The following is a 17678-nucleotide window of genomic DNA, read 5'->3' as shown; positions in this document are numbered from 1 at the left end:
AGCCAGCGATTTAATCCCACAGGCATCGTTAGAACCATTATCAATATCAGCAGCCGTAATAGAAGCATTACCAGCGGCATCCAGCTGTACGGTGATATCTTGACAAATGGCCACAGGGTCGATATTATCTTCTATAATAATGGTTCTGGTTTCTACGTTTGTATAACTATCATCACTAACCTCTAATGATAATAGATAATCTCCTAAAATAGTGGGAGTGAAACTTGATGTGGAGATGTTGCCAATCAAATTGGATACTAATGGGGTTGTCAGTCCATTAGGGTCTTGTATTGTCCAGGTGTGGGTAACAGTTCCTGAAACCGCACCAGTATGACTTCCTTCAAGAGCAATAGATACACAAGATTCGGTGGTATAATTTGACGCAGGTAAATCGATTTCAGCGTTGATCGTTCCACCAGAAGCAATAATGTCTCCAAAAGAATACGTTGTAGAACCTCCTCCTACGCAAGTAGCATACTTTTGAGTATCTATATAAATTTCATCATTATTCGAACAACTTCCATCGATAATAGATGATGGCTCAACTGTAAGAGCAGCATTAGCAGGCAATATAAGTCTGACTCTGTTTCCATTAAAGGTTAATGCGCCATTATCCGGAGCTTCAGTAGCAATGGTAAGTTGTGGGGTGTTTAATGTAGTTATGTGTTGATTGCCTGTACCATTTCCTAAAATTAATGTTCCATAAACATTAACGGCATCCATATTTTGAGTGCCTAAATCACTAGCTATAGTTATGGTGTCATTTGGCATTATAAAAACGCTATAAGAGCCTCCAACTAAACCAGGGTATTGCGCTGTTATAACTCCTATAGAGCCATTCCAAACAAGCCAACTGTTAGGGTTATTCCAATTACCATCACCATTGGATATATAGTCGCCTACCTCAGGAGAGATTAAAACTGATAAATTGGATTCAACTTTGTATGTGTTTTCAGAATTCTTAAAATTTATCAACTCTGTTTGGACAAAATGTGCATAGTCCGTTAGAGCACCGTAGTATATAAATTTTGAATATGAAGTTGTTTTGTCTATTTCACTATTGTTATTGAAAGGTATGGCATAGGTTACCATACTTATGCACAATAAGCAAAAAAGCGAAAAGAAGTTTTTAAAGTAATTATGCTTCATAATTAGTTAACGATTAGGGCGTTATACAACAAAAAATGCTTGTCTTTAATTATTTATTTAACTAAGACAAGTAACATTTTTTCTCATTGTGCTATTAACCAATCCCAAGAAGGCATGTGTAAAATTAGATGAAGGCGTAGGCCATTTCAAATATAATCGTTGAAATACCTGTTTCTTCTTTTGTGTGCGCTCATTAAAATAACTTTTTTTAATTAATGAGTATGTTTTTTTACAAGGCATACTTTCGAAAATTAATAGTTAGTTAATATTCAATTGTGAAAATTAGTTGTTTGCAGTGACGAATATACAACAAAATTCTAAAAAACATCTATGAAATGTATAAAAAAATCGATAAAGTGTATTTTAGTGTTATTTTATTGATGAGATTTAAAGACTAAAAATAAAGGGAATCACTATTAGATTTATATGTAAAAACCGTGATATTACCAATGAAAGCAAAAGAAGGGTTAAGTTTATCTTAAATTATATCAGGTTTTAATTATATCTTATTGGTATTCAATTTATAAATGATAGTTTTGTGAGGATTTTTAAACAAGAAAACAAAATTTATGAGTCAAGTAAAAGAAAATGATACTGTTAGAGTTCATTACACAGGAAAATTAAGTAATGGTCAAGTTTTTGACACATCGGCCGAAAGAGAGCCTTTAGAAGCTACTTTAGGACAAGGTTTATTAATTCCTGGTTTTGAAAAAGCTATCATTAGCATGGAAGTAAATGAGAAAAAGACTGTTACAATACCTAAAGAAGAAGCTTATGGTGAAATTCAAAAAGAATTATTTCATAAGGTTGACAACGGGCAACTACCTGGTGATGTAAAACCAGAAGTTGGTATGGGCTTAGTGTCTAAAAGTGAAGATGGTAGAGAGCATCAATTTAGAGTAGCAGAAGTTAACGAAGATCACATTATTGTGGATGGAAACCATCCTTTAGCTGGTCATGACTTAACTTTTGAATTAGAGTTAATCGAAATAAAATAAGTTTTTATAACTTTTTGGAATATTAAAAAAGCTTGAGTTTTAATCTCAAGCTTTTTGTTTTTTACATACTAAGTTTAGTTCACACTTGAGCTAAAATGCTCCAGATTGTGTTTTTTCAAATAATTGTCGACACCTATTTTTTCTGCTTCTTTAGCAAATTCTTTTGGGCTTTTTTCATATTGTTTTTTAAAACATTTTGAAAAGTATTTAGGGTCGTTAAAACCAACAGCGAACGCCGATTCTGAAATGGTATAACCGTATTTTGTAATTAAAATAGCCGCACGTTTTAATCGGATTAATCGAATGTAATCTACTAAACTTTTTCCGGTGAGTGCCTGACACTTTCTGTACAGGCTCGAATAACTCATGTTTAGTGATTCTGCTAAATCTTCAATTTTAAATCCTTCATCATTTAATTTGGCATTTATAATATTGGTCATATTCTCAAGAAAAATTTCGTCCTGAGTTTTTTCTGTATCTATATCGGGGCTTGTAATTATCTCTTTTCTGTATTTTGAAATGATATGCTCCTTAGAAGATATGATGTTTTTTATTTTTAAAAGTAACTCATTAGTATTAAAAGGCTTGTTGATATATTCTATGGCGCCCGATTTTAATCCGGAAATCTTTGCATTCGTTGAATTTTTTGCGGTAAGCATGACTACAGGTATATGCTTTGTTAAAGGGTCTTCCTGCAGCATCATGCACATCTCGATACCATCCATTTTTGGCATCATGATATCACTTAAAATTAAATCGGGAAAATTACTTTTGGCATAATGGTAACCCTCGGCGCCATTTTCTGCCAATAAAATATTATATTCTTGAACTAATAGTTCTTTAAGGAACGCTTGTAAATCTAAATTGTCTTCAACGATTAAAATAGTTTTCTTAGAGAGATCTTTGGCCGATTTTTGTAATTGGTTTTCATGTTCTGTTTCCTCTTGTTCATTTAATTCTTCGTTATCATTATCGGTTATAATTAATTCCGATTCGTTGTAAGCGTCCTTTGTAATAGGTAAGGTGAAGGTGAAAACTGTTCCTTGCACGGGCGAAGATTCTACTTCAATCGTTCCTTTATGTAAATCTACTAACTCCTTAGTTAAGGCTAAGCCAATACCTGAACCTTTATTTTTTTTATTCGTTCTGGATTGATAAAATAAATCAAAAATGAGTTCTAATTCTTCTTTTGGAATTCCCGATCCAGTATCGGAAACCGATAGTTTTATTTGCTTTTTAGAGTCGATGGGGATAACACTTAACTGAACATTCCCTTCCTTTGGTGTAAATTTGAAAGCATTTGATAGCAGGTTATAAATTACATGTTCTATTTTTTCTTTATCGTACCAAGCAGTATGTAAGTTTTTTGGGCAATTAATAGCGAAATCTATGCGTTTTTTTCGAGCTAATTCTTTGAATGAGAGTGATATTTCGTCAATATGTTTGTAAAGATTATTCTTGTTAACCAACAGTTTTAGCTCATTCAATTCTTTATTTCTAATCAGGGTAAGTTCTCTGGCAATTTTTGAAAGGCGTTTGCTGTTATTTTCTATAATTTTTAATCGCTGATTTAAAAGTAAGTTGCCATTGTCTGCCGATCGCTTGATCATATCCTCAAGCGGTCCTAATATTAGGGTTATAGGCGTTTGAATTTCATGCGACATTTTGGCAAAAAAGTTCATTTTTAGATCATGAAGTTCATTTTCTTTCTTATGATTAATTTTTTCTATCAATAATTTATTTCGCAATTTGTACCATAATCTTAATGCGTAAATGAATAATCCATAAAGTAAAAAATATAGTATATAAGCAATTGAACTTTGCCAAAATGGAGGCGCTATATTTACTGTAATTTGTTTCATTGGAATATTCCAATTTTCCGATTTTGTTCCAGCTTTTACTTCAAAAACATATTTTCCGTGTGGAATATTAGTGTAAGTTGCTATTCGTTCCACTCCACTATTTACCCATTTATTGTTAAAACCTTTAAGGCGATAGGAATAATGAAATTTGGGGTCCAGAACATTGTCGATTGCTGAAAATTTAAAAGAAAACGAAGATTGGTCTGATTTTAAATCTAAGTTTTCCATATTATAAACATTTAGGTTACTTTGTTCAGGAATAAGTTGATCAATGGGTTGATTAAGTATTTCAATAGTGTTAATATATAGTTTAGGAGTAGATTCCTTTTTTCTGATTTTAGTTGGATTGAAATAATTTAACCCATTGAGACCACCAAAATACAAAGTGCCGTCTTTGTCTTTGAACACACATCGAGTCAAAAAAGTATTTCCTTGTAATCCGTCGGTACTGTAATACGATCTTATATTATTGCTTTTTAGGTTTAAATGAAATATACCGTTATTAGAACTTAGCCATAAATTGTCATTATCTTGTTTAATAATGGAAGCCAAGCTAACATCTTTGAATGGCTGTATATTATCATAAATTTTGAAGGTTTTAGAATTGGTGTCAAACTTAATCAAGTTGCTTAAATTATCTATGAGCCAAAGTGTTCCATTTTCTCCAAGCTCAATCGATTTTACTTCTGATGTCTTTTCTTTACTATCGTTGGTGGTTAAAAAAGGAATATCAGAAAACGATGAAGATTGTAAATTGGTATGGTCTTCATGGAATTTAAATAGTCCGCCATTAAAAAAGCTTAGCCAAATGTTTTCAGTGTCATCTTCAACAAAGCTTTCGGCAATTACACCTTTTAAGCCATGTCTATTGTTTTCAAAAGTAGCGAGAAGCTTTTTGTTTGCATCAAAAACAACTACAGAAATATTAGTCCCAGCCCAAATACGACCTTTTGAATCTGTAAAGACAGTTCTGATATCTGATGCTTCTTGATTTCTCGGGTTGACAATATTTATTTTTTCAAATGTATTGAGTTTTGTGTTATGAAACCATAAGCCGTTTCGATAAGTTCCAAACCATATGTTTTGATTTTTATCTTCGGTAATGGATTGGATATAAAAACCACGGTTAATCGCTACGTTGTTAAAGTATTGTTTTTCTTTAGAAACTCCAGAAGGTAGAAAGCTAACTTTGGTTAGTCCAGAGCCATCAGTGCCAATCCACAATATATCTTTCGAACTTTTATAAATACTTAGAATTCGTTGTGGTGTATGATTTGCAGAACCTTCATGATATCTAATATTATTATCTACATTTGGTAATACAGATATTTTTCCATAATTAGTACAAATCCAAAGGTTTTTATGGCTATCTTCATTAATATCTAAAATGGTGTTACTTCCTAAAGAAAATTCGTTAGAGTCTTCCTTGAAAAATAATTCAATCTTTCCCGTTTCGGGGTCCATTTTATATAGTCCACCACCATCAGTTCCTCCCCAAACATATCCATCACTATCATTATAAAGAGTTAAAAACATTTGTTTGTTTACACCATAATTTTCTGAGTAGAATAGATCATCATGTATAAATTTTTCTTTGTCGCTATCGTAAACAAAAATACCATAGGTTTCAGTGCCAATCCATAGTCTATTATTTTTGTCGGAGGTTAAAATAATGTTACCAGGATAATCGGTAAATAGTCCAACTATTTCTTTACAATTTTTAGTATTTAAGTTATAATTAAAAATTTTACCTTTTTCTGTACCAATAAATAAGTTGTTAGGTGTAGTAAGAGCCAAACTTTTTATGTCTTTAACAATTGAGCTATTGTTTGTTATTTGAGTAATACTATCTGTCGAATTGCCTTCGTGCCGAAAAATTTCTCCCTTATATGTAGCAAACCACAAAATATTATTATTATTAAATATTGTTTTAATACGTTTGTTGTTTACAATCGAATTTTTGTTTTTAAAACGCCCGCTATTAATGTCAAAATATAGCAAAGAACCTGTATTCGAAATAATCCAAATGTCTTTTTTCTCGCATACGACAATATCCGATATGCGCTCATTCTCGGTTTTGAAAATGTTTTTATTCGTAATGGGTCTAAAATTATAACCATCATGAATTAATAGACCTCCTCTGTGCACCATCCAAATTTGACCAAATTTATCCTGAACAGTCTTACTTACAAAGATTGGTTTATTATTTACTACAGGCGCAATTGGTTTAAAGTTAATATGATTCTGTGCTGTAGTGAAGCAGGTTAAACATAAAAATACTATTGAGAATAAATAGTTTTTATAAGATAATAATTGCTTAAAAGTCATATGTGCTGCTTTTAATGTAAAAAAATAAAGGAAAATAATTTAGTGTCGCAGATATGTAAATATAATAATTTTAAGAGCTTAAGCTATTATTGTTAAATAGCAAATGGGAGACAAACTAATCAAAAAGGTGAAGGAATTGTTCACAACCTTTTAATATACAGTTTTTTACCCCTTAATGCGTAAAAAATCAACTTATATGTTAATACTAAAGTGAATATTTGTTAACGAATATTTAACGAATAATCGATTTTATTAAGATATATGAACTCACGTCGCAATTTTGTAAAGCAAACAGCAATAGCCGGAGCAGGCTTATCACTAATGCCAAACTTATCGTTTGGTATGGGTTTAGGAAAACCAGGAGAGAAATTAAAAATGGCCTTTATTGGCGTTGGTTTGCGCGGAACAAATCATTTAAATAATGCACTACATAGAAAGGATATCGAAGTTGCAGCGATTTGTGATGTCGATCCAGAGCGTATAAAAATTGCGTTAAAGATGATAGATGATGCAGGACATTCTAAACCTCAGGTATTTGGCGATTCTGATTACGATTATTTAAAATTATTAGAATTAAAAGAAGTTGACGCAGTTATTATTGCTACGCCCTGGTTATGGCATACGCGTATGGCAGTCGACTCTATGAAAGCAGGAAAATATACAGGGGTAGAAGTTTCGGCAGCAAATACCTTAGAAGAATGTTGGGATTTGGTAAATACACATGAAGAAACCGGTAGTCATTTAATGATTTTGGAAAATGTAAATTACCGTCGCGATGTATTAGCAGTACTAAATATGGTAAAACAAAACGTATTCGGTGAACTTATTCATTTTAGATGTGGTTACCAGCACGATTTACGATTTGTAATGCTAAATGATGGAAAAACAGCCTATGGTAAGGGTGTTGAATTTGGCGAAAAAGGGATTTCAGAATCCGCATGGAGAACACAACATTCTGTATTACGTAATGCCGATGTGTATCCTACTCACGGTGTTGGACCGATTGCAGCTATGTGCGATGTAAATAGAGGTAACCGATTTGTGTCGTTGACGTCGCATGCTACTAAAAGTAGAGGTATGCACAATTATATTGTTGAACATGGCGGACAAGATCACCCAAATGCTAAAGTTAACTTTAAAATGGGAGATGTTATTACCTCTACCATCGAAACTGCTAATGGAGAAACCATCATCGTAACTCATGATGTACATCTACCACGTCCTTATTCATTAGGATTTAGAGTTCAGGGTACCGAAGGTTTATGGGAAGTCGATGGAAACAGGATTTATGTTGAAGGAAAATCGAAACCGCATCAATGGGAGGCTGCCGATGAGTGGTTAAAGAAATATGATCATCCACTATGGCAAAAATATGGTGAGCTTGCTACAGGAGCAGGACACGGTGGAATGGACTTTTTTGTAATGAACGCTTTTGTGGAATCAGCTAAAGAAAATATTGCACCACCATTGGATGCTTATGATGCAGCAGCGTGGAGTGCCATTACACCATTGTCGGAATTATCAATAGAAAATAATGGTGCGCCACAGGATTTTCCTGATTTTACTCGAGGTACCTGGATTAAGCGCAATCCATATAATTGGATGAAAGAAACATTTTAATATTGTTTGGTTTATTAGTCACTTGATTTGAAAAAGAGGGTGTCTACCTCGATACTCTCTTTTTTTTGATTAATTAACCAATTATATCATAAAACAAACGCAACAAATTTTAACCAAAATTTTTAATTAACCAATTAATAACCAAAATTTATGAGGAAATTATTATTTTTTCTAGTAATGTTTCAACTGAGTTTTTTATCCCATGGACAGGGGAAAATTATTCAAGGAAACGTTACCGATTCGCAAACAGGTACACCTTTACCTGGAGTTAGTATTTTTGTTAAAGAAAATAAAGCTATCGGAGTAGCTACTGATTTTGACGGGAACTTCAAACTCTCTGGTGTTAATGCTAATTCTGTTTTAGTATTTTCAATTTTAGGGTATAAAACAGTAGAGATTACTGTAGGAAAGAACACTTCTTTAAACGTTAAGCTTAGCGAGGACGTTGGAGAACTTGAGGAAGTCGTACTTATTGGTTATCAAAAAGTGCATAAAAAAGAAGTTACAGGGGCAATTTCAAGTGTTAAAGCAGAAGCCATAGAGGGGATTCCTGTTTTAAATGTTTCTGGTTTAATTGCTACTCAGGTGCCTGGTATGCAAAGTCCAAATCTTACTGGAGCTCCAGGAGGAAGAGGAGCTATTATCATCAGGGGTAATACAGCGGTTGGAGCAAATATCGATCCAGATATAGCTTATAGTAGTCCTTTGTATGTTATCGATGGAGTACAGACAAGTTTAGAAGACTTGGCTGGCTATGGCGTATCCAATCAGGATTTTCTTGCATCTTTAAACCCAAATGATATTGAAAGTATTGACGTTTTAAGAGATGCATCGGCTGCCGCAATTTATGGGTCTAGGGGTGCAAACGGTGTTATTATTATTCAAACTAAAAGGGGAGCTGCTTTAGCAAGACCTGAATTTTCATTTTCTTCAAATATAGGTTTTCAACCAAAGCCTGACCTTGCTCCAATGTACGTTGGCGCAGCAGAGCGTAATGCGAAATGGGATATGTTAAATAATTGGTGGGCAGAATTTGAGAGACAAAACGGGACAACTCCAATTATGTTGTCAGATAGTTTGAATCCAGCATTTAATAACAATGTTGATTATCAGGATTTATTTTATCGATCTGGAATTATGCAAAAGTATAATGTTTCGATGCGTGGAGGTACCGAAGAAACTAATTATCGAATCGGTTTAGGTTACGACGATATAGAAGGTGTTGTGAAAGCAACTGGAGTTGAACGTATTACACTTTCATCAAATTTAAACTTTAAAGTTGGTGAAAAATTTAGTAATCAATTAATTACGAGATTCACACATTCCGACCAGAGAACTGGTCAAGGTAATCCTTATCAAGGTTCTTTTAATCTTAATTCAACATTACCCATAAACCCAGCTCAGTTAAATTCTTCTCTATTTTATATTTCAGATGAAAAAGAGCATCTTTGGCAGGTGAGTTAAATGATAAGTTAAATACCGATAGAAGTGTTTTACTAACATTATCTAATTTTGCAACACTTGATTTAATTGGGGGCTTAAGTTTAAACTCTCAACTTACATATGTGTATGACAGTAATAAAAAGAATTTTTACGAGCCTTCTACAATAAGACCTGAGGGCGATGGATTTGCTAGTTATGCCTTATATAATAGAAACAATGTTAACGCTGATACTTATTTTAGCTATTTTAATAGTTTTGGTGATGGGAGTCATAATGTAACAGCAGTATTAGGTAATCGTGTTGATTTTAACCAATACGAAAATATGAGATTGTCAGCAATAGGATTTGGAAGTGATGCGATTAAAGTAATTAACGGACGTTATACGAATGATGAGATTTCAGGTGACACAAGTATTGAGTCTAATGCCCTATTGTCTTACTACGGTAGAGGTAGTTATAATTTTAAGGATCGTTACAGGATATCAGGAACTTATACTAGAGATGGTTCTTCTAAATTTGGTAAAGATGTTAGATGGGCAGACTTTTATTCTATATCAGGTGCTTGGACTTTAACAGAGGAGCCTTTTTTAGAACCAGTTTTACCAGATTTCGTAAGTTACCTAAAAATTCGCGCCAGTTGGGGGGTAAATGGTAAACAAATGGGATCTAATAATGCGCGTTTTGGAGCGTATAATTTAGGATTTGGAGGTAACCCTAGTGGTTATTGGGCAAACCAGATGAATAGATCTACTTATGCCGGGGTAACTGGAGTTATTCCAAATTATAATCGTATGGCAAACGATAAATTGTCATGGGAGGAAACAGAGCAATGGAATATTGGTGTTGATTTAGATATGTTTAATCGTAGATTAAATTTAACTTTTGAAGCTTATAACAAAAAAACAGATCAATTGCTATTTGATACAACTTTTCCTAATTACTCAGGTTACAATTATGCACAAGCTAATATTGCCGGTGTATTGAACTACGGGTGGGAAGCTCAAGTTCGATACAGAGTGTTTCCTGCTGTTAGCGATTGGAAGTTGGATTTAATGTTGAATTTTTCTAAGAATGAAAATTTTGTTTCTAAATTACCAAACGGAAATAGAGATTACATAAATACTAATCAAAATTATGGTTATGTAGTAGGTTTACCTCTAAATCTGTATAGAATGTTTGTAAATGATTATATAATCGATGATTTAAGTCAACTACCTGTTAATCCATTTACCGGGCAACCTTTAACAGGAAAATCTGCTTGGGCAGCCATCAGACCAGGTTTTCCAATCTGGAGAGATTTAAATGGCGATTACTTGTTAAATGAAGATCACGATTTGAAATTAGCAACCGAGTTTTCTCCAATACCAGATATTCAGGGTGGGTTCAATATTAACTTTCAGTACAAAGGATGGTATCTACAGGCATATAGTCAGTTCTCTTTTGGGGCAGATATAAAGAATACAGTGTTGAATGCTTATATGGATGCTTACGACCGGACAGGCGATGCTTGGGCAAGGAGAGGTTTAGCTGATTTAAGTGCACATACGTTTTGGGAAAAGCCAGGTGATGGCGCAGCAGGTGTTGATTTTCCTGCACTTTACCCCACAACGGGAAGTATTGGTGGGCCTTTTTATGGATTTAGAGGAAACCAAACTTTGTGGATAGACAGTGGAGATTATTGGAAAATAACAAATGCCGCTTTTGGATATACATTTAACAAAAGTGAAACTTTTATGAAAAATATAGGGTTATCAAGATTACGAATTTTTGCTTCGGTTTTAAATCCTTATCAATGGCAACGTTCTAAAAAAGTAGTGGACGCATCTATGGTGGATTTCCAAGGTAATACATACGGAAATGGATATCCTCAAGCAAGAACAATTTCATTAGGAATTGATACTAAATTCTAAAATTAAAGAGTTATGAAAAAATTTATAAGTTTTAAAATATATGGAATGGTCTTAGCACTGCTTACTTTCGTTAGTTGTAGCGATTTATTAGACCAAGAACCTGTAACCATTACACATCCTGATGTTTTTTGGGTAAATCAAGCAAATGCAGAACAGGCAGTGGCTGGGTCGTATGCTTTATTTAAAGAAGTTATTCTTACCCAAGGTAATTTTTTATACTGGGGAGAATGGACAGGAATGACCTTTATGGATAGCCGTAACTGGATAGTAAATTACATAGAAGGTAGTGGTAATTACAATTTAGCGTATAGAGATGCCTCAAGAGATTGGAAAGGGTTTTATCGTGCAGCAAACTGGGCATTTACCGCTCAGCAATATATTGAAGGTATGAGTGATGAATTATTTGATTCAGTGGAAATGAAGAATAAGCTTATAGGCGAAGCTGCATTTGTACAGGCATTAAGCTATTTTTATATGGCTCGCATCTGGGGAGATGTGCCAATTATTAGTGAGTCGCTTGAAAGCATCGATCAGCTGGTAACTGAAGATGGTTTTATAGTAACTGTGCCAAGATCTCCAGAACACGAAGTGTTAGATTTTGCTTTGGAAGCTGTTGAAAAATCAATTAGTTTGTTAGAGTATTCTTCTCCTGCTGATCCAAATTGGGCAATTAGAGCAAATAAAGCAAGTGCGGAAGCTTTAAAAGCACACATTGCTTTGTGGTATGCATCTAGAGATAATGATAATACAGGGATGATTAATGAAGCTATTGCTGCAACAACAAATGTAATTAACAATAGTGGAGCGAGTCTTATAGATTATACAGTAGAAGGAGCAGATGGAGTTGAAAAAATGTGTACAGGTCAATCTGAAACTGGATTATTCGAGATTAATATAAGTTCAGCCTATGGAGAATCTTTTAGGGTGTCTACAGCAGATAATAACCATACAGGACTAACTTTAAACGCACCATTTAATAGACCTACTGTGGCAACAGGGGCTACACCAGTATGGAACGCCGATTTTTATGGTAACGAAATGATGACCATGGATCCGGATAGAACAAATGATATTAGAAAAGATTTATTTTTCTATGAATACGGAACTACCAATGGTACATTTACTATGAAATACGCTTATTCTTCTCAAGATCCAGATTCTGAAGGTTCATATGCATTATTTTCTGAATCGAATATTTTAATTTTCCGATTAGCTGATATGTATTTATTAAGAGCAGAGGCTAACGCCAGATTAAATAATGGTATTGATGCAGTTAATGATATCAATATGGTTAGAGGTAAGGCTGGTGTACCAAATTATACTGGAGCTACTGACAGAGAAAGTTTAATGAAGGCTATTTTTGACGAGAGAGCCATAGAATTTGTTGGAGAGGCACAATCAGGGTACGATAGAATCCGTATGGACTATTTTGAAGGCGTAAGTTGGGCAAATACAGCAAGAAATAACAAGAAAGGTTATTTCTGGCCTGTTCATCCAAATATTATTTCAACCAACCCAGCGATTGTTCAAACTGAATACTGGCAAGGCAAAATTTAGTAAATGTATTATTTTAAAAAAAGACTTAAGATGAAAAAATTAATATTTCCCATATTAGCACTTTTACTAAGTATATATGCTTGCGATGGCGATGGATATTTAGTAGATGGAGGGCTTAGTAACCCCAATACTGGTTCTACAACGCTGGAATTTTTTAAATCTCATGATCAACTAGATACCCTAGCAATTCTTATTGAACGTGCGGGGATGGAAAATGTTGTAAATGGTAATGCAACCATTTTTGCTCCTAATAATTTATCTATAAAAAATTATATAGATGCGGTATTAGCAGAAATGAGAGAATCTGACCCATTAGCCGAATATACCGTTAATGATATTCCTGCAGATACTTTAACTAAATATCTTGGAGGATATATTTTTGATGGTAAAATTACAAGAGAGAATATGTTCAAAAACCAAGGTGAAATTTATACTTCTACAAATGGAGAAGAACGAAGAATTTCTCTTGAGCCAGCTGATATCTACGGTGGTGAACTAGATACTTACCCAGAATTGGTATATTTTACTTATAAGATAGGTCAAGATTGGGATGATTGGAATGAGAATGTTGGAAATGCGGATGAGAGGGATAATAAATTTGTGGTTAGAACCTCTAATATAATGTCAACAAACGGCGTTATCCATGTATTACAAGGTAACCATACGTTGTTTAATTATAAGCGAAACTAATTTACCAATTCGAAATTTATTAATTAAAAACATACAAATGAAAAACATATTATATACATTTTTGGCTGTAGCCCTAATAATAGTGGCATGTCAGCCGCCAGAAGTAGGGTATTTAAGTGACAACATACATGCCACACAAGATACTATTTTTGTACCACGGGGGGTGTTTTCAACAAGCGCAACTCCAGCGATAGAAGGTTCTACATATCCCATGCATTGGGAGATTACAAGTATAACTGACGCAGATGGAAATCCTACAAATGCTTTCTTCGATGAATATGAAATATTAACTTGGAAAGAAGCTTTTAATGGAGATACTGATACTACTTTAGCTTTAGCTAATGCTAAGTTAGAATTAACAAAGCAACCGTCTATTTTAATGAATAGTGTTAGTGGTGAATTTGCTTTCACCCAGGCTACAAAGTATATTGAAGGGCAAGACACTTATAAAGTAAATGTAAATGCTTCTAATGTGCGAGGTGAGAAGCAATTAGATGACTTTACTGTAATTAAATTAGAGCCTTTTCAACCTGTAGAGTTTCCTACTGAAATGCGCTCCAGACTTAATCTCGTGAGACAGTCTAATAATGGTCTAAATGCTTTGTATACCTCTGTTATTACAAATGGTTTTGATGATGAAGTGCCTAGTGTTTTAGATGGTACGCACCCTTATATTACTATTACTAAGGTTAGTGAAGAGCCTTCTCTAGCAGTAAATGTAAAAATGATTATAACTGATAGTTATGATAATCCATTGCATCCTGATAAAATACCATTTTATCCAAGTGGTTCATCATATCTTCAAAATTATCATGATAACTCCGTAGAAACTATTTCTGACGCGACCTCTACAACTTTTTCTTTACCAGCACCACCTTTTCCTCAGTATGCGAGAAATTATGGAGGTAATAGTTCTTATTTAATGTACTATATTACAACACGTGATGCTTTTACCGTAGATACTGAAGCTTACGAGGCAGATTATGGTGCTTTCGATTGGACACCTTATACAAATGCAAATGGAGAAATAGTCAATCAGGCTTATATTCGTTGGGGTATAAAAATTAATGACTCTGGAACTTGGGAAATTAAAATGCGCATTCCTTACACAAAATTAAAAGTGTGATCATTTACTAAACAATAAAGACAAATCAAGGCTAGAGGCAACTAGCCTTGATTTTTAAAAAAATCCTAACATGATATTATGTAAGTTAAGGGCCATAGTTTTGTTGGTCTTGGCATGCTATGCACCTTTGTCAGCACAGAGTAATAGGGTGGTTAAACCAACCAGAACAGAACAAATAACCCCCATAATTAAAAAAGCATTTAGAGAGGATAGTTGTCCGCAAAGAGTGCAGGGTGGAGGCACAAAGATGTATAATGGTTTTATGCAGTTTAGTGGCGCAGTTGACGGTAACAGGCAGGTAGATCCTCAAGTAGCCGTAGGTGGTGGGTATGTTTTACATGCAACAAATTCAGGAATTATAATTTATGATAAAAACGGATTATTCATCGATGGCGTTTCTCAAAATTGTTTTAACAAAGGTATAGACCCTAAAATGTTTTTTGATCCTCATAATAAGGTTTTTGGTTTCGATTTGTGGAATCCTTGGGATGAAGACAAAAAGAAGCCAGTAAATATAGCCATATCAAAATCTGATAACCCGACAAAAGGTTGGCATATTTATCCTGTCTCAGCTCCTAGAGGTGTTGATGGAGGAGGTTTAGGCTTTAGTAAAAAGTGGATTGGTTATTCATTTCCTGGAGGAGAAGAAAAAACCTTTGTCATGTCTATTAAAGATGCTAAAAAAGGAAAAGAAACCCAAGCTTATCATTTTCAGGGAAGTTTAGGTCATCCTGTTTTTATGCAGGATGATATAGACGACTTGTACTTTTTTACTTTGACTAAAGAAGACTTTATTATAAATAAAGTAACAACAGGAGATAATGGAACACCAATTGCTAAAAATGTATGCCAGACAAAGCATAAGTTAGAGTATACTAATTACCCGCCCAAATCGCCACAAAAAGATACAGAACAAAAAACATCATCGGGAGATAGAAACCCAAAAAATTTGGTGTTCCAGAATGGATGCATTTGGTTTTCGCACGCCGTAAATTATAAAGGAAGGTCCGCTGTGCAATGGCATCAAATAGAAACTGATGGGACAATTGTTCAAACAGGTTTAATAGAAAATGAAGGAACTAATTTTATTCAAACAACCATAGCGGTTAATAAAAACAATGATGTGGTTATTGGTTTTCAGGAAACGAACGAAAAAATGTTTATCAGTCCCCGGTTTGCCTACCGTTATGCAAACGATCCTCTGGGAACAGTTAGAGAAATAGTTAGTTTAGGTGAAGGAAAAGGAGCAACTGACGGGACATCTTGGGGGGATTATAGTGGGAGTGTAATAGATGGAGATAATCTAAGCGATTTATGGACGGTGCAAAGTATAGCTAATAAATATGGTAAGGGAGAAACAGTAATTGTTAAAATTCCTTTTAAAGATAATAAATAATATTTTGGGTATAATGAAAAAAAACTATATAACTGCAGTATCCGTGTTGTGTGGAGGAATATTGACTTTTAGTGCAATAGGATGTCGTTCAAATAACAAGGATGTTATCGTTTCTAATAACAGTAGTGAACTTATTCAAGAATCAGGGCAAATAATTAGTATACCAACTAAGGGTAATAGTTGGGTGATAAATGAGCCTAATACGAACCGTCAGGTAATTGGTAAGGAAGGCGTTCATAATTGGACAGATTTGAATACTGTAATTCATACATATTTTAAAACTAACGCCTCAGGTAAATTATTGGTATCATTGGTAGCAAAAGCACCACAGGGTGAATCGGTTGTAAGAGTGACTTTAGGAGATGTTACTAAAGAAATTAAAATTAATAATTCAGATTTTAAAAGAATTGAAATAGATGAATTCAATGCTAAAGAAGGATATAATTTTATAGAAATTCAAGGGGTTAGTAAGGTGGGTGAAACCATAGCAGAAGTAAGTGACATTTTATTGCAAGGAAAGATTGTAGAAAGTGGGGTATATTTTGTAGATGAAGATTTTTATTTTGGTCGTCGTGGGCCTTCTGTTCACTTAAGCTATAAAACACCAGAAAATAAAGATATACTTTGGTATTATAATGAAATAAATGTTCCTGAGGGTGAAGATAAAATAGGTTCTTATTTTATGGCTAATGGCTTTAAACATGGTTACTTTGGTATTCAGGTAAATTCTGAATCCGAGCGTAGAATTCTATTTTCAGTTTGGAGTCCTTTTAAAACTCAAGATCCAAACGAAATACCAGATGAATATAAAATTGTATTGCTAGGAAAAGGGGAAGGAGTAACTGCCGGAGAATTTGGTAATGAGGGTTCTGGAGGACAAAGTTATAAAGTGTTTAATTGGAAGGCTGGTTTAACTTATAAGTTTTTATTAAAAGGTGAGCCTACAAAAAACAACCAAACAATTTATACTGCTTATTTTTTCGATTCTGAAAAAAATAAATGGAATTTAATAGCAAGTTTCCAGAGACCAGATACCTCTACATATTTAAAAAATTTCCATTCGTTTTTAGAGAATTTTAATCCAAATACTGGATATTTGGAAAGAATGGCAAATTATCAGAATCAATGGATTTGTACTACAGAAGGTGAATGGATAGAACTAACAGAAGCTAAATTTACTGCAGATGCTACAGCCCGAAAGGAATCTAGAATGGATTATGCAGGAGGTGTAGATAAGAATGCATTTTTTATGAAAAACTGTGGTTTCTTTAATGAAAACACCCAAATAGACACAAAATTTATACGAGAAGCCAATGGGCAACCTCCTAAAATAGATTTTTCAGTTTTAGAAGCTACCCATAATAAATAAATATTTATTTGCCGCAGTTTTGAGCTATTTATAGCCTTTCAGTTTAACTGAAAGGCTTTTTTGTTTTACAACTATAAATACCTGATGAGAAAGTTTATTGTTTTTTAGTTGATCATTTCTATAATAGTAGAAATTGAATGCCGTAAAATTGGGTTATATCATATTTATTGGTGCTGAAATGATTTAATATTTAAGGTTTATGATTTCTGGATACAAATTTTACTTCATTG

The 17678-nt window shown here is 33.8% G+C and carries 10 protein-coding genes and 1 pseudogene; 9 read left to right on the top strand and 2 right to left on the bottom strand.

The features are described from left to right. A pseudogene (locus ICJ83_RS16985) lies at positions 1-1149 on the bottom strand (hypothetical protein); the annotation flags it as partial. A 569-nt stretch (positions 1150-1718) separates the two neighbouring features. Here ICJ83_RS16985 and ICJ83_RS13990 point away from each other — a divergent pair. Next, complete coding sequence (locus ICJ83_RS13990; RefSeq protein WP_188231031.1) at positions 1719-2147, top strand: FKBP-type peptidyl-prolyl cis-trans isomerase; 429 nt, start codon at positions 1719-1721, stop codon at positions 2145-2147. Between the two features lie 74 nt (positions 2148-2221). On the opposite strand, the gene ICJ83_RS13985 is transcribed toward ICJ83_RS13990, so the two are convergent. After that, positions 2222-6337 carry a hybrid sensor histidine kinase/response regulator transcription factor gene (locus tag ICJ83_RS13985; protein ID WP_188231030.1) on the bottom strand — a complete coding sequence of 1372 codons (4116 nt, stop codon included), beginning with the start codon at positions 6335-6337 and terminating at the stop codon, positions 2222-2224. Between the two features lie 261 nt (positions 6338-6598). On the opposite strand from ICJ83_RS13985, the gene ICJ83_RS13980 reads away from it, so the two are divergent. The 8 genes from ICJ83_RS13980 (at position 6599) to ICJ83_RS13945 (ending at position 17448) form a co-directional block, all read left to right on the top strand. Further along, positions 6599-7957, top strand: a complete 1359-nt coding sequence (locus ICJ83_RS13980) for a Gfo/Idh/MocA family protein (protein WP_188231029.1) — start codon at positions 6599-6601, stop codon at positions 7955-7957. A gap of 150 nt (positions 7958-8107) precedes the next feature. Beyond that, entirely contained in the window at positions 8108-9421 is a 1314-nt protein-coding gene (locus tag ICJ83_RS13975; protein WP_188231028.1) for a carboxypeptidase-like regulatory domain-containing protein, read from the top strand. Next, a complete protein-coding gene (locus ICJ83_RS13970) occupies positions 9406-11310 on the top strand; it encodes a TonB-dependent receptor domain-containing protein (protein ID WP_188231027.1) in 1905 nt (634 codons plus the stop codon). Before ICJ83_RS13975 ends, ICJ83_RS13970 begins: the two co-directional genes overlap by 16 nt. Before the next feature lie 12 nt (positions 11311-11322). Further along, a complete protein-coding gene (locus ICJ83_RS13965) occupies positions 11323-12867 on the top strand; it encodes a RagB/SusD family nutrient uptake outer membrane protein (RefSeq protein WP_188231026.1) in 1545 nt (514 codons plus the stop codon). Positions 12868-12897: 30 nt separating this feature from the next. Then, on the top strand, positions 12898-13557 hold the full coding sequence (locus ICJ83_RS13960; protein WP_188231025.1) for a fasciclin domain-containing protein: 660 nt from the start codon (positions 12898-12900) through the stop codon (positions 13555-13557). Positions 13558-13594: 37 nt separating this feature from the next. Then, on the top strand, positions 13595-14683 hold the full coding sequence (locus tag ICJ83_RS13955; RefSeq protein WP_188231024.1) for a DUF5007 domain-containing protein: 1089 nt from the start codon (positions 13595-13597) through the stop codon (positions 14681-14683). A gap of 70 nt (positions 14684-14753) precedes the next feature. Continuing rightward, positions 14754-16079 carry a hypothetical protein gene (locus tag ICJ83_RS13950; RefSeq protein ID WP_188231023.1) on the top strand — a complete coding sequence of 442 codons (1326 nt, stop codon included), beginning with the start codon at positions 14754-14756 and terminating at the stop codon, positions 16077-16079. Positions 16080-16092: 13 nt separating this feature from the next. Continuing rightward, entirely contained in the window at positions 16093-17448 is a 1356-nt protein-coding gene (locus ICJ83_RS13945; RefSeq protein ID WP_188231022.1) for a DUF3472 domain-containing protein, read from the top strand. Positions 17449-17678 lie beyond the last annotated feature (230 nt).

Origin of the sequence: Aestuariibaculum sediminum, from assembly GCF_014596945.1 — a bacterium.
Lineage (GTDB): Bacteria > Bacteroidota > Bacteroidia > Flavobacteriales > Flavobacteriaceae > Aestuariibaculum > Aestuariibaculum sediminum.
Note: the sequence above shows the minus strand (reverse complement) of the source record. Positions and strands in the feature narration are given on the sequence as shown.

Excerpts from the sequence above, each read along its gene's own strand:
- ICJ83_RS13990 (WP_188231031.1), top strand. The coding sequence starts at position 1,719 with ATGAGTCAAGTAAAAGAAAATGATACTGTTAGAGTTCATTACACAGGA.
- ICJ83_RS13985 (WP_188231030.1), bottom strand. The coding sequence starts at position 6,337 with ATGACTTTTAAGCAATTATTATCTTATAAAAACTATTTATTCTCAATA.
- ICJ83_RS13980 (WP_188231029.1), top strand. The coding sequence starts at position 6,599 with ATGAACTCACGTCGCAATTTTGTAAAGCAAACAGCAATAGCCGGAGCA.
- ICJ83_RS13975 (WP_188231028.1), top strand. The coding sequence starts at position 8,108 with ATGAGGAAATTATTATTTTTTCTAGTAATGTTTCAACTGAGTTTTTTA.
- ICJ83_RS13965 (WP_188231026.1), top strand. The coding sequence starts at position 11,323 with ATGAAAAAATTTATAAGTTTTAAAATATATGGAATGGTCTTAGCACTG.
- ICJ83_RS13960 (WP_188231025.1), top strand. The coding sequence starts at position 12,898 with ATGAAAAAATTAATATTTCCCATATTAGCACTTTTACTAAGTATATAT.
- ICJ83_RS13955 (WP_188231024.1), top strand. The coding sequence starts at position 13,595 with ATGAAAAACATATTATATACATTTTTGGCTGTAGCCCTAATAATAGTG.
- ICJ83_RS13950 (WP_188231023.1), top strand. The coding sequence starts at position 14,754 with ATGATATTATGTAAGTTAAGGGCCATAGTTTTGTTGGTCTTGGCATGC.
- ICJ83_RS13945 (WP_188231022.1), top strand. The coding sequence starts at position 16,093 with ATGAAAAAAAACTATATAACTGCAGTATCCGTGTTGTGTGGAGGAATA.